Here is a 12805-nt window from a genome sequence, read left to right as displayed (position 1 = left end):
CTTCCACGTTTGCGCCGTGGCGAGCGGCCGGGTGGGGGTGGGCGTGGCCGCGCCCGCCCCCCCGGGGGGGGGGGGCCCGCCCTCCCCCACGACGAGGGGCCCCCCCCTGCTGTGCGCGGGGGGCGGCGGCCCCTGCGCGTGGGACCGGGCGATCAGCTCACGTCGCCCATGTGCTTCGTGACCTTCCTGCGGTACATCCAGATGCCGACACCGGCGATGACCGCGAGGACCGCCTCGAAGGCGACGGCGCCCGAGGTGTTCAGGTCGACCCCGAGCTGCGGGGACGTGAGGAGACCGGTCACGGAGTCACCGGCGGTGACCGCGAGGAACCAGACACCCATCATCTGGGAGCTGTACTTCGCCGGGGCCATCTTCGTGGTGACCGACAGGCCGACCGGGGAGAGGCAGAGCTCCGCGACGGTCTGGATGAAGTAGATCGACACCAGCCACATCGGGCTGACCTTGCCGCCGTTGGCCGCGGTGTCGATCAGCGGGATCATGAAGACGACGAAGGAGATGCCGATCAGCACGAGGCTGGAGGCGAACTTGACGGCGGTGCTCGGCTCCTTGCCGCGCTTGTTCAGCCACAGCCACCCCGAGGCGACCACGGGGGCTATCGCCATGATGAAGATCGGGTTCAGCGACTGGTACCAGGACGTCGGGAAGTCGAAGCCGAACAGGCTGTTCGTCGTCGAGTTCTCACCGAAGATCGACAGGGTCGAACCGTTCTGGTCGTAGATCATCCAGAAGACGGCGGCGACCACGAAGAACCAGATGTAGCCCGACAGCTTGGACTGCTCGGTGTCCGTCAGCTCCTTGTCGCGCTTCATGCGGACCAGGACGGCGATCGGGATGATCAGTCCGGCGACGGTGATCGGCAGCAGCGCCCAGTCGGCGAAGTTCCCGGTGACGGCGAGCAGCGTGTAGAAGACGCCCGCGACGATCAGCCATACCAGGCCCTTGCGCAGGACGGAGCGCTTCTCCTGGTCGGTCGCCGGGGTGGAGACGACGTTGCTCTCCGGGCTGAGGTGGCGGGTGCCGAGCATGAACTGGGCGAGGCCCAGGGCCATGCCGATCGCGGCGAGCGCGAACCCGAAATGCCAGTTGACCTTCTCGCCGACGGTGCCGATGGTCAGCGGGGCGAGGAAGGCACCGAGGTTGATCCCGATGTAGAAGAGCGTGAAGCCACCGTCACGGCGCGGATCCTCCGGGCCCTTGTAGAGGTGGCCGACCATCGTGGAGATGTTCGCCTTCAGCAGGCCGGAGCCGAGCGCGACGAGCACCAGACCGGCGAAGAACGTCGCCGAGTTGGGTACAGCAAGCGTGATGTGGCCGAGGATGACGACACCGCCGCCGACGGCGACCGTCTTGCGCGGCCCCCAGAAGCGGTCGGCCATCCAGCCGCCGGGCATGGCGAGCAGGTAGACCATCGCCATGTAGACGGAGTAGATCGCCGTCGCCGTGGTGGCGCTCATGTGCATGCCGCCGGGCGCGATCAGGTACAGCGGGAGCAGTGCCTTCATGCCGTAGAAGCTGTAGCGCTCCCACATCTCGGTCATGAAGAGCGTGGCCAGGCCGCGGGGGTGGCCGAAGAACGTCTTCTCGCCACCCGCGGTGCTCGCCGGGTCCTTCGTCAGGCTGGACGCCATGATCGATCCTTGCTTGCTCGGGACGCGTCGCGCGTGAGCGGTACGCGCCCGGTGGGGGGAGGCCGGCACCGACGCGGGTACGCCCACCGCGATCGGGATCCACACCCGGAGCGCCCTCATCGGCGTTCCGGGCCCGGCCCACAGGTCATTCACTGAAAATCCGGGCTGGCGGGTACCAGCCCTGCACATGAAGAAGGACCCCGGGCGCTCATGGCTGCCCAAAGGTCCTTGAGTAGTGCAACAGGCGTTGAAACACCATACGACACGACTGAGCGGGATATGGAAGGACTTGAGACATGGATCACAGGTCCAGGTGCAATCACACTCCCACATTCGAAGGTCTGGGCGAGAACGGGTCGCAGACCCGCAGGGGTTTTGGATCACCTCACTCCTTGTCGCCCGCGCGGACTACCATCACTGCATGACCCGTGTACTGCTCGCCGAGGACGACGCATCCATCTCGGAGCCGCTGGCCCGCGCCCTGCGTCGGGAGGGTTACGAGGTCGAGGTCCGCGAAGACGGCCCGACCGCACTCGACGCCGGCCTCCAGGGCGGCATCGACCTGGTCGTGCTCGACCTGGGGCTGCCCGGGATGGACGGCCTCGAAGTCGCCCGCCGGCTCCGCGCCGAGGGCCACACCGTGCCGGTCCTGGTGCTCACCGCCCGTGCCGACGAGGTGGACACGGTCGTCGGCCTCGACGCCGGCGCCGACGACTACGTCACCAAGCCCTTCCGGCTCGCCGAGCTCCTGGCCCGGGTCCGGGCCCTGCTGCGCCGCGGCGCCACCGAGCCCGCCCCGCAGCCGGCCACCCACGGCGTCCGGATCGACGTCGAGTCGCACCGCGCCTGGATGGGCGATGAGGAACTCCAGCTCACCGCCAAGGAGTTCGACCTGCTGCGGGTCCTGGTCCGGGACGCGGGCCGGGTCGTCACGCGCGACCAGCTGATGCGCGAGGTCTGGGACACCACCTGGTGGTCGTCCACCAAGACCCTCGACATGCACATCTCCTGGCTCCGCAAGAAGCTCGGCGACGACGCCGCCAATCCCCGGTACATCGCCACCGTCCGGGGCGTCGGCTTCCGCTTCGAGAAGAGCTGACGTACAGAAGCAGTCATGCGCCGACGCCTGATCAACTCCACCCTCGCCGTGGTGCTCGTGGTGATCGCCGTCTTCGGCGTCTCCCTCGTCATCGTCGAGACCCGCACCATCAGCAGCAGCGCCCAGGAGAGCGTCGACTCCGAGGCGCTGCGGCTGATCAGCGTGATCGAGAGCCGGCTCCTGGGCGCCGAGCGGATCAACCCCGGCGTGCTGGCCGAACAGATCGACGACAAGCGCTACGCCCTGATCAAGATGCCCGGCCGTGCCCCCATCGAGGTCGGCGAACGCCCCAGCGGCAGCGTGATCACCGCCACGGAGGAGGGTGAACACGGCGAGAAGGTCACCGTCGAGGAGTCCCGCTCCTCCGTCACCCGCGAGGTCGGCCGCACCCTGATGATCATCGGCGCGGTGGCGCTGCTGGCCATCGTCTCCGCCGTCCTGCTGGCCGTGCGCCAGGCCAACAAACTGACCTCCCCGCTCACCGACCTCGCCGAGACCGCGGAGCGCCTGGGCTCGGGCGACCCGCGCCCACGTCACAAGAGGTACGGGGTGCCGGAGCTGGACCGGGTCGCCGACGTCCTGGACTCCTCCGCGGAACGGATCGCCCGGATGCTGACCGCGGAACGCCGGCTCGCCGCCGACGCCTCCCACCAGCTCCGTACGCCGCTCACCGCGCTCTCCATGCGGATCGAGGAGATCTCCGTCACGGACGACCCCGAGACGGTGAAGGAGGAGGCGAACATCGCCCTCACCCAGGTCGAGCGGCTCACGGACGTGGTCCAGCGGCTGCTCACCAACGCCCGGGACCCGCGGACCGGTTCGGCCGTCGTCTTCGACCTCGACGAGATCGTCAAGCAGCAGATCGAGGAGTGGCGCCCGGCCTACCGGAGCGAGGGCCGCGCCGTCGTCCGCTCCGGCAAGAAGGGGCTGCGAGCCGTCGGGACCCCGGGCGCGGTCGCCCAGGTGCTTGCCGCGCTGATCGAGAACTCACTCATGCACGGCGGCGGTACGGTCGCGCTGCGCACCCGGGTCACCGGCAACCAGGCGGTCATCGAGGTGACGGACGAGGGCCCGGGGGTCCCCGCCGACCTGGGAGCGCGGATCTTCGAGCGGACCATCAGCGGCCGCAACTCCACGGGCATCGGCCTCGCGGTGGCCCGCGACCTCGCGGAGGCCGACGGCGGCCGCCTCGAACTGCTCCAGCAGCAGCCCCCGGTCTTCGCGCTGTTCCTCAGCCAGGTCGCCCTGGACAGAAAGGAACCGGAACGCCCGGTGAGGTGACCCGCCGACCCGCTACCGCCGCGCGGTGTCGGCTTCGACCCGCACCACCGCGGCCGGGGCAGGCGCCGGAGCGGGTACGGAGACGGGACGCGTCACCTGTGCGGCGTCCTCCGTGCTCACGGCCACGTCTTTGTCAGGCAGCGCCCGGAAGACCCACGTCCGGTAGGACCAGAAGCGGAACATCGTCGCGATGCCGATTCCGAGGATCTTGAAGACGTTGCTCTGGACCGGGCTGTTCCAGCCGAACCCGTACGTCGCCGCGTACAGCACACCGGTCTCGATGACCGCGCCCACCGCGCTGAACAGCAGGAACAGCGTCAGCTCCCGGGTCCGGCCGCTCTTGTCGCGATCCCGGTACGTCCAGTAGCGGAAGCCGACGTAGTTGCAGAGGATCGCGACGGCCGTCGCCATCAGACCCGCCCGCACCGTCGGGATGTCCGTGTACCGCCACAGCAGGTTGGATACGGCGATATTGACGACCAGGCCGACCGCGCCGACCACGCCGAACTTGGCGACCTCCCGGGCCAGCAGATCCAGCCGGGTCCGCAGTGCGCCCCGTTCGCTCATGGTGATCGCTCAGCCCGTCTGTCGGTTCGGCTTCAGGTTCCGTCAACCCAGCCATGCTAACCAGGCGGCCCGTCGGCTGCTGTGAGTACGGATACAGGTGTGGCGCGGCCGTGACACCCCACAGCCCTCTCCCGGACGGCCCGGCGGGCCCGCCGGGGCGGCACGGCCCGGGGCATCGTCGGGTGGCCCCGGACGGTGCGGATACCCTGGAGGAGTGACGTTCCCGGTAGTCGGCATGGTCGGTGGCGGTCAGCTCGCCCGTATGACCCACGAGGCGGGCATCCCCCTCGGCATCAAGTTCAAGCTCCTCAGTGACACCGCTCAGGACTCGGCGGCCCAGGTCGTGAGTGAAGTCGTCGTCGGCGACTATCGCGACCTGGAGACGCTGCGAGCCTTCGCGCGCGGCTGTGACGTGATCACCTTCGATCACGAGCACGTGCCCACCGAGCATCTGCGGGCCCTGGAGGCGGACGGCATCCCCGTGCGCCCCGGCCCCGACGCCCTGGTGCACGCCCAGGACAAGGGGGTGATGCGCGCGAAGCTCACCGAGATCGGCGCGCCCTGCCCCCGCCACCGCATCGTGAAGGACCCGGCCGACGCCGCGGCCTTCGCCGAAGAGGTGGGCGGCTTCCCCGTCATCCTCAAGACGGTGCGCGGCGGCTACGACGGCAAGGGCGTCTGGGTGGTCCGCTCCGAGGCGGACGCGGCCGACCCCTTCCGGGCCGGTGTCCCCGTGCTCGCCGAGGAGAAGGTCGACTTCGTACGGGAGCTGGCGGCCAACATCGTCCGCTCGCCGCACGGCCAGGCCGTGGCCTACCCCGTCGTCGAGTCGATCCAGGTCGACGGCGTCTGCGACACGGTCATCGCCCCGGCCCCCGAACTGAGCGAGAAGCTCGGAGGCGAGGCCCAGCAGCTCGCGCTCCGTATCGCCGCCGAGCTCGGCGTCGTCGGCCACCTCGCCGTCGAACTCTTCGAGACGCGCGACGGGCAGATCCTCGTCAACGAACTGGCGATGCGCCCGCACAACTCCGGGCACTGGACCCAGGACGGCGCGATCACCTCGCAGTTCGCCAACCACGTCCGGGCCGTCCTGGACCTCCCGCTCGGCGACCCGCGCCCGCGCGCCACCTGGACGGTCATGTCCAACGTGCTGGGCGGCGACTTCCCGGACATGTACCAGGCGTATCTGCACTGCATGGCGCGGGACCCGCAGCTCAAGATCCACATGTACGGCAAGGACGTCAAGCCCGGCCGCAAGGTCGGCCACGTCAACACCTACGGCGACGATCTGGCGGACGTGCGGGAGCGCGCCAGGCACGCGGCCGACTACCTGCGAGGAACGATCACCGAATGACTTCCCCCGCCTCCGCCGCGCCGGTCGTCGGCATCGTCATGGGCTCGGACTCCGACTGGCCCGTCATGGAAGCAGCGGCCAAGGCCCTCGACGAGTTCGAGATCCCCTACGAGGTCGACGTCCTCTCCGCCCACCGCATGCCGCGCGAGATGATCGCGTACGGCGAGAACGCCGCCGGCCGCGGCATCAAGGCGATCATCGCCGGTGCGGGCGGCGCCGCCCACCTGCCCGGCATGCTCGCCTCCGTCACCCCGCTGCCCGTCATCGGCGTGCCGGTCCCGCTGAAGTACCTGGACGGCATGGACAGCCTCATGTCCATCGTCCAGATGCCCGCCGGCATCCCGGTCGCCACCGTCTCCATCGCGGGCGCGCGGAACGCCGGCCTGCTGGCCGTCCGCATCCTCGCCGCGCACGACAGCGAGCTGCAGACCCGCATGACGGAGTTCCTCTCGGACCTGAACGACCAGGCGACCGAGAAGGGCAAGCGACTGCGCAACAAGGTCGGGAGCCCCGACTCCTTCGGCTTCGGAAAGTAGGAAACGTGACGGACCGACTGGACCGGGCCCGGGAACTCCTCGCCGAGTACCCCGTCGTCGACGGCCACAACGACCTGCCGTGGGCACTGCGCGAACAGGTCGGCTACGACCAGGACGCGCGGGACATCGCCACCGACCAGTCGGCCCACCTGCACACCGACATCCCCCGGCTGCGCGCCGGGGGAGTCGGGGCCCAGTTCTGGTCCGTGTACGTACAGTCCGACATGGCGGGCGACGACGCGGTCAGCGCCACCCTGGAACAGATCGACGCGGTCGCCGAACTGCTGGAGCGCCACCCCGCCGACCTGCGCCGCGCCCTGACGGCCGACGACATGGAGACGGCCCGCTCCGAGGGCCGTATCGCCTCCCTGATGGGGGCCGAGGGCGGCCACTCCATCCACAACTCGCTGGGGACCCTGCGCGCCCTGCACACCCTCGGCGTCCGCTACATGACGCTGACCCACAACGACAACATCGCCTGGGCGGACTCGGCGACGGACGACCCGGGCGTCGGCGGTCTCTCGCCGTTCGGCCACGAGGTCGTACGGGAGATGAACCGCACCGGCATGCTGGTGGACCTCTCGCACGTCGCCGCGACGACCATGCGCGACGCGCTCGCCACGTCGACCGCACCGGTGATGTTCTCGCACTCCTCCTCGCGGGCGATCTGCGACCACCCGCGCAACATCCCCGACGACGTCCTCGCGCAGCTCCCGGCCAACGGGGGCATCGCCATGGCGACCTTCGTGCCGAAGTTCGTGCTGCCGGAGGCCGTCGCCTGGACGAGGTCCGCCGACGAGAACCTGCGCGCGCACGGGCTGCACCACCTGGACACCACCGAGCGGGCCATGAAGGTCCACGCCGCGTTCGAGGCGGCGAACCCCCGCCCGATGGCGACCGTGGCCACGATCGCCGACCACCTCGACCACATGCGCGAGGTCGCGGGGATCGACCACATCGGCATCGGCGGCGACTACGACGGCACCGCGTTCCTCCCGCAGGGCCTCGAAGACGTGTCGGGCTACCCGAACCTGATCGCGGAGCTGCTCGGCCGGGGCTGGTCCACCGCCGACCTGGCGAAGCTCACCTGGCAGAACGCCGTACGGGTGCTGCGTGGTGCCGAGGACGTGGCCCGGGACCTGCGCACCCGCCGCGGCCCGTCCCACGCCACGATCGGGCAGCTGGACGGCCCGGCGGCCTGAGCCCCGGGGCGCCGGGGGTCAATCGGTGCAGAGACAGAACGGGTGCCCCGCCGGGTCGGCGTACACCCGGAAGGACCGCTGCCGGTCCTCCGCGTCGAGCACGGTCGCACCCAGCGCCAGCACCTCCTTCTCCGCCGCGTCCAGATCCTGCACGGTCAGATCCAGATGGAACTGCTGCGAGCCGTCCGTACCCGGCCACCGCGGTGGTACGAAGCCGGGCGCGGCCTGGAAGGCGAGCGGCGTGCCGAAACCGCCCGTGAGGTCGACCCAGCTGTCGCCGCCGTCCTCCATCGCGGTGATCTTTCCGCCCAGCAGCCCGGCGTAGAAGCCGGCGAGGGCCAAGGGGTCCGGGCAGTCCAGGACGACAGCACCCAGTGTGGCGATGGCCATGACGTTTCCTCCTCGGGTAGATCTGGTAGGTCGGCCGGGAAGAGGCGCGGGTCGGTCAGGCCTTCGGCCGCCCCATCGCCCGGTAAGTCCACCCGGCCTCGCGCCACACCGCCGGGTCCAGCGCGTTGCGCCCGTCCAGCACGATGCGGCGGCCGGCGACCTCGCCCAGCGCCTCCGGGTCCAGCTCGCGGAACTCGCGCCACTCGGTCAGGTGCAGCACCACGTCGGCGCCGCGTACGGCGTCCAGGGCGGTGTCGGCGTAGGCGAGGGTGGGGAAGAGCCGCCGGGCGTTGTCCATGCCCTTCGGGTCGAAGACCGTGACCTGGCCGCCCTGGAGGTGGATCTGGCCGGCGACGTTCAGCGCGGGTGAGTCGCGTACGTCGTCCGAGTCCGGCTTGAACGTCGCACCCAGCACGGCGACCCGCTTGCCGAGGAAGGAGTCGCCGCCCACGGCCTCCCGGGCCAGCTCCACCATGTGGCCGCGACGGCGCATGTTGATGGAGTCGACCTCGCGGAGGAAGGTCAGCGCCTGGTCGGCGCCCAGCTCACCGGCGCGTGCCATGAAGGCACGGATGTCCTTGGGGAGGCAGCCGCCGCCGAAGCCGATGCCGGCCCGCAGGAACTTCTTCCCGATGCGTTCGTCGTGGCCGATCGCCTCGGCCAGCTTCACCACGTCGCCGTCGGCGGCCTCGCAGACCTCCGCCATGGCGTTGATGAACGAGATCTTGGTGGCGAGGAAGGAGTTGGCGGACGTCTTCACCAGCTCGGCGGTCGGGAAGTCCGTCACCACGAACGGGGACCCCTCGGCGACCGGCCCGGCGTACACCTCGCGCAGCAGCTTCTCGGCCCGCTCGCTCGCCACGCCGACGACGATCCGGTCCGGGTGCAGGGTGTCGTTGACGGCGAAGCCCTCGCGCAGGAACTCCGGGTTCCAGGCCAGCTCGGCACCCTCGCCCGCGGGCGCGAGCTCGACGAGCCGGGCCGCGAGCCGGGCCGCGGAGCCGACCGGCACGGTGGATTTGCCGACGACCAGGACGGGCCTGGTCAGAAGGGGGGCGAGCGAGTCGAAGGCGCTGTCGACGTAGCTCATGTCGCAGGCGTACTCGCCGTGCTTCTGCGGCGTATTGGTACAGACGAAATGCACGTCGCCGAATTCCGCCACCTCTTCCCACGAGGTGGTGAACCGCAGCCGTCCGGTGGAACCCTCGATGCCCGCGACGTGCTTCTTCAGGATCTCCTCGAGTCCCGGCTCGTACATCGGGACCCGGCCGGCGGACAGCATCTCGATCTTCTCGGGCACGATGTCGAGCCCCAGGACCTCGAAGCCCAGTTCCGCCATGGCCGCGGCGTGGGTGGCGCCGAGATAGCCGGTGCCGATCACAGTGATCCTGAGGGCCATGTAGTGCTCCTGAGAGATGCGGACAGACGTGCGGTGAACGAGCATAGTCCTGCCTTTGAAACGTCCCATTCCGGCTGTCGTGAAGCTCACGGCCCGCGCGCGTATGCCTTTGCCGGGCCAGGCGCCTAAAATTGGGTTACTTAACGGTAGTTAGCATCTTGGGGAGTGAGCGTCTTGGCGGGTTCGACCGATTTCGACCTGTACCGTCCGGCCGAGGAGCACGACATGCTCCGTGAGACGGTGCGTGCGCTCGCCGAGGCGAAGATCGCCCCGTTCGCGGCCGCGGTCGACGAGGAGGCCCGCTTCCCGCAGGAGGCGCTGGACGCCCTCGTCGCCGCCGACCTGCACGCGGTCCACGTACCGGAGGAGTACGGCGGCGCCGGCGCCGACGCGCTCGCCACGGTCATCGTGATCGAGGAGGTGGCCCGCGCCTGCGTCTCCTCCTCCCTCATCCCCGCCGTGAACAAGCTCGGCTCGCTCCCGGTGATCCTCTCCGGCTCCGAGGACCTCAAGAAGAAGTACCTGGGCCCGCTCGCCAAGGGCGACGCGATGTTCTCGTACGCGCTCTCCGAGCCGGACGCGGGTTCCGACGCCGCCGGCATGAAGACCAAGGCCGTGCGCGACGGCGACTTCTGGGTCCTCAACGGCGTGAAGCGCTGGATCACCAACGCGGGTGTCTCCGAGTACTACACGGTCATGGCCGTCACGGACCCGACCAAGCGCTCCAAGGGCATCTCGGCCTTCGTCGTCGAGAAGTCCGACGAGGGCGTCTCCTTCGGCGCCCCGGAGAAGAAGCTCGGCATCAAGGGCTCCCCGACCCGCGAGGTCTACTTCGACAACGTCCGCATCCCCGCCGACCGCATGATCGGCGAGGAGGGCACCGGCTTCGCCACCGCGATGAAGACGCTGGACCACACCCGCATCACGATCGCGGCCCAGGCGCTCGGTGTCGCCCAGGGCGCGCTGGACTACGCCAAGGGCTACGTCCAGGAGCGCAAGCAGTTCGGCAAGCCGATCGGCGACTTCCAGGGCGTCCAGTTCATGCTCGCCGACATGGCCATGAAGCTGGAGGCGGCCCGCCAGCTCACCTACTCGGCCGCCGCCAAGTCCGAGCGTCTCGACGCCGACCTCACGTTCTTCGGCGCCGCGGCCAAGTGCTTCGCCTCCGACGTCGCGATGGAGGTCACCACCGACGCGGTCCAGCTGCTGGGCGGCTACGGCTACACGCGGGACTACCCGGTGGAGCGGATGATGCGGGACGCGAAGATCACGCAGATCTACGAGGGCACGAACCAGGTCCAGCGCATCGTCATGGCACGCAACCTGCCGTAACCCGCGCCGACGCGTACGGCCCCCGGTGCAAGGCCGGGGGCCGTACGCATGGCCCCCGGTGGCAGTCCGGTCGGCGTGGTCGGCGCCCTGCCACGGACTGTCCGCCCCCCTTCCAGCCCCCTCCTGGCCGAGTGGCGTGCGCGGCAATGCGGTCAGGCACACCCGCCGAGCGTGCGCGACGTCGCTGATATGGTCCGCGGAGGCTATGCGCGACGTGATGGAGTTGGTTCGGTGAAGCTGCTCCCGCTGTTCCTCCGGCGGCCGATAGAAGCGGTGTACGAGCGCCGACTGGCTTCCACCCTCGTGGGGCTGCCGCGCCCGCAGCATGTCGGGATCATGCTCGACGGCAACCGGCGCTGGGCCCGGCAGGCGGGCCACACGGATCTCCGGGAGGGCTACCGGGCGGGCGGGGCGAAGGCCACCGAGTTCCTGGGCTGGTGCGAGGCCGCCGGAATCGAGCGGGTCACCCTCTTCATGCTCTCCGACGACAACCTCGGGCGTCCCGCCGATCAGCTCGGTCCGCTGATCGAGATCATCGAACAGACCATCCAGGGCATCACGGCCGTCGGCCGCCCCTGGGAGGTCCAGGTGATCGGCTCGCTCGACCTGCTGCCGGGCGCCACTGCGCAGGCACTCAAGGACGCGACTGCCGCGACGGCCGGGCGCGGCGGGCTCAAGGTGGATATCGCGGTCGGCTACGGCGGCCGACGGGAGATCGTCGATGCGGTGAAGAGCGCCTTCGAGGAACACCGGGCAGCCGGTGGCGACTTGGCCGAGCTGGTCGAGCGGTTCGATGTCGAGGACATTTCCCGGCATCTCTACTCGCCGACCGCCGACCACACCGACTTCATCATCCGGACCTCCGGCGAGCAGCGGCTGTCGGGTTTCCTGCTCTGGCAGTCCGCGTACGCGGAGATGCACTGGGTGGACTGCTACTGGCCGGCGTTCCGCCGCGTGGACTTCCTGCGCGCCATTCGTTCGTACGCCAACCGGCAACGGCGATTCGGCAAGTGACTGCCGCAGTGCCCGCGGCCCCTACCCCCGGCCCTGCCGCCGCACCAGCTCGGTGATCCAGACGGGCGCGAACGGAGACGTGCAGCCCGGGGGCGTCGGGTAGTCCTTCAGCACTTCCAGGCGCTCACCGATGCCGATCGCACGGGTGCGCTGCTCGGGGTGCTCGATCCCGATCTGGGCCAGGCAGTGGTTCATCGCCCACTGCAGGCGATCGGGGGCGTCCTTCATCTCCGCCTCGATGACATCGAGCAGTCCTGCGAGATCGAGGCCCTCGGGCTTCTTCGCCACGCGCTCGGTGGTCAGCGCCCAGCCGGCGCTCGCGACCACCGGATCCGGATCGGCGGACCAGGCGACGCGCAGCTCTTCGGCGTGAGGGCTCTTCTTCACCACGTAGTTCACGAGCCAGTCGTGCACCTTGGGAGCTCGCGCCTCCCGCACCATCGCATCCAGCTCGTCACGCGCGAACGCCTTCGGGCGGCAGATCAGGAGCGCCAGCAGTCGTGCCGCGGTGTCGTCCGTCGCCCAGAGCTCGCGCGCGAGTTCCTGCTGCGTCTTCAGCCGCTTCGCGAGCGCGCGCAGCTTGCCGAGGTTCACGCCGTGGTCGTCGCCGTGTCTCTCGTTGACGGCACGTGCCTTGGGGTCGTCGAGCGCGGCGAGCTCAGCCATCACTTCGGCCGCTGTCGTACTGCTCACCGGATTCTCCCGTCTCTCACGTCAGGGATCAGCGTATGACGGGAGACATCCGCCCCGGCCTGTACACGAGTGCCGACTTGCGGAAGGAGGCATCCACGGCCACCGGGTTCCTCCCTTGTCGTGCGGCCGGGCGGTTGCCCAGGCCTGTGTCCGTCAGGCCGCGTTGTGCAGGTCTGGGTGGAGATCGGTTCGGCAGTCGCGGCAGCCCCCGAGATCATGGGCTACGGACCGGTCGAGGCGAGCAAGCAGGCGCTGAAGCGGGCCGGACTGACGATCGACGACATCGACC

The 12805-nt window shown here is 69.8% G+C and carries 12 protein-coding genes and 1 pseudogene; 8 read left to right on the top strand and 5 right to left on the bottom strand.

The features are described 5' to 3' along the window. Positions 1 to 152: 152 nt before the first annotated feature. Positions 153 to 1649 (bottom strand): peptide MFS transporter, encoded by a 1497-nt coding sequence (locus ABT025_RS38130; RefSeq protein WP_351003288.1) that lies wholly within the window; start codon positions 1647 to 1649, stop codon positions 153 to 155. A 421-nt stretch (positions 1650 to 2070) separates the two neighbouring features. Between ABT025_RS38130 and ABT025_RS38125 the strand changes: the two genes are divergently transcribed. Further along, a complete protein-coding gene (locus ABT025_RS38125) occupies positions 2071 to 2748 on the top strand; it encodes a response regulator transcription factor (RefSeq protein ID WP_018524728.1) in 678 nt (225 codons plus the stop codon). 15 nt (positions 2749 to 2763) lie between these two features. Next, complete coding sequence (locus ABT025_RS38120; protein ID WP_351003286.1) at positions 2764 to 4029, top strand: sensor histidine kinase; 1266 nt, start codon at positions 2764 to 2766, stop codon at positions 4027 to 4029. 12 nt (positions 4030 to 4041) lie between these two features. Here the strand turns inward: ABT025_RS38120 and ABT025_RS38115 are convergent, their stop codons facing one another. After that, the gene (locus tag ABT025_RS38115) at positions 4042 to 4596 is read right to left on the bottom strand and encodes a GtrA family protein (protein WP_351003285.1); all 555 of its coding nucleotides are present in this window, start codon (positions 4594 to 4596) and stop codon (positions 4042 to 4044) included. A 214-nt stretch (positions 4597 to 4810) separates the two neighbouring features. Between ABT025_RS38115 and ABT025_RS38110 the strand changes: the two genes are divergently transcribed. The 3 genes from ABT025_RS38110 to ABT025_RS38100 are packed head-to-tail and all read left to right on the top strand — an operon-like array spanning position 4811 to position 7688. Beyond that, the gene (locus ABT025_RS38110) at positions 4811 to 5950 is read left to right on the top strand and encodes a 5-(carboxyamino)imidazole ribonucleotide synthase (protein WP_351003283.1); all 1140 of its coding nucleotides are present in this window, start codon (positions 4811 to 4813) and stop codon (positions 5948 to 5950) included. Then, complete coding sequence (gene purE, locus ABT025_RS38105; RefSeq protein ID WP_351003281.1) at positions 5947 to 6486, top strand: 5-(carboxyamino)imidazole ribonucleotide mutase; 540 nt, start codon at positions 5947 to 5949, stop codon at positions 6484 to 6486. Before ABT025_RS38110 ends, purE begins: the two co-directional genes overlap by 4 nt. 5 nt (positions 6487 to 6491) lie before the next feature. Further along, the gene (locus ABT025_RS38100) at positions 6492 to 7688 is read left to right on the top strand and encodes a dipeptidase (RefSeq protein ID WP_351003280.1); all 1197 of its coding nucleotides are present in this window, start codon (positions 6492 to 6494) and stop codon (positions 7686 to 7688) included. 18 nt (positions 7689 to 7706) lie between these two features. Here ABT025_RS38100 and ABT025_RS38095 read toward each other — a convergent pair whose 3' ends face one another. Both ABT025_RS38095 and ABT025_RS38090 read right to left on the bottom strand, forming a co-directional pair. Beyond that, positions 7707 to 8078, bottom strand: coding sequence for a VOC family protein (locus ABT025_RS38095; RefSeq protein WP_351003278.1), 372 nt, complete (start codon positions 8076 to 8078; stop codon positions 7707 to 7709). A 55-nt stretch (positions 8079 to 8133) separates the two neighbouring features. Then, positions 8134 to 9477 (bottom strand): UDP-glucose dehydrogenase family protein, encoded by a 1344-nt coding sequence (locus ABT025_RS38090; protein ID WP_351003276.1) that lies wholly within the window; start codon positions 9475 to 9477, stop codon positions 8134 to 8136. Positions 9478 to 9651: 174 nt separating this feature from the next. Between ABT025_RS38090 and ABT025_RS38085 the strand changes: the two genes are divergently transcribed. Together ABT025_RS38085 and ABT025_RS38080 are read left to right on the top strand one after the other, a co-directional pair. Next, a complete protein-coding gene (locus tag ABT025_RS38085) occupies positions 9652 to 10809 on the top strand; it encodes an acyl-CoA dehydrogenase family protein (RefSeq protein WP_351003291.1) in 1158 nt (385 codons plus the stop codon). 231 nt (positions 10810 to 11040) lie between these two features. Next, positions 11041 to 11823, top strand: coding sequence for an isoprenyl transferase (locus ABT025_RS38080; RefSeq protein ID WP_351003275.1), 783 nt, complete (start codon positions 11041 to 11043; stop codon positions 11821 to 11823). 21 nt (positions 11824 to 11844) lie between these two features. Here the strand turns inward: ABT025_RS38080 and ABT025_RS38075 are convergent, their stop codons facing one another. After that, entirely contained in the window at positions 11845 to 12489 is a 645-nt protein-coding gene (locus tag ABT025_RS38075; protein WP_351003290.1) for a DNA alkylation repair protein, read from the bottom strand. 168 nt (positions 12490 to 12657) lie between these two features. Between ABT025_RS38075 and ABT025_RS39620 the strand changes: the two are divergent. Further along, positions 12658 to 12805, top strand: a pseudogene (locus tag ABT025_RS39620) (hypothetical protein); the annotation flags it as partial.

Source organism: Streptomyces sp. NPDC002809 (assembly GCF_040295435.1).
In the GTDB taxonomy this organism is placed as follows: Bacteria; Actinomycetota; Actinomycetes; order Streptomycetales; family Streptomycetaceae; genus Streptomyces.
Note: the sequence above shows the minus strand (reverse complement) of the source record. Positions and strands in the feature narration are given on the sequence as shown.

Bases quoted from the DNA above. Each gene is read 5' to 3' on its own strand.
- ABT025_RS38130 (WP_351003288.1), bottom strand. From the start codon at position 1,649: ATGGCGTCCAGCCTGACGAAGGACCCGGCGAGCACCGCGGGTGGCGAG.
- ABT025_RS38125 (WP_018524728.1), top strand. From the start codon at position 2,071: ATGACCCGTGTACTGCTCGCCGAGGACGACGCATCCATCTCGGAGCCG.
- ABT025_RS38120 (WP_351003286.1), top strand. From the start codon at position 2,764: ATGCGCCGACGCCTGATCAACTCCACCCTCGCCGTGGTGCTCGTGGTG.
- ABT025_RS38115 (WP_351003285.1), bottom strand. From the start codon at position 4,596: ATGAGCGAACGGGGCGCACTGCGGACCCGGCTGGATCTGCTGGCCCGG.
- purE (WP_351003281.1), top strand. From the start codon at position 5,947: ATGACTTCCCCCGCCTCCGCCGCGCCGGTCGTCGGCATCGTCATGGGC.
- ABT025_RS38095 (WP_351003278.1), bottom strand. From the start codon at position 8,078: ATGGCCATCGCCACACTGGGTGCTGTCGTCCTGGACTGCCCGGACCCC.
- ABT025_RS38090 (WP_351003276.1), bottom strand. From the start codon at position 9,477: ATGGCCCTCAGGATCACTGTGATCGGCACCGGCTATCTCGGCGCCACC.
- ABT025_RS38075 (WP_351003290.1), bottom strand. From the start codon at position 12,489: ATGGCTGAGCTCGCCGCGCTCGACGACCCCAAGGCACGTGCCGTCAAC.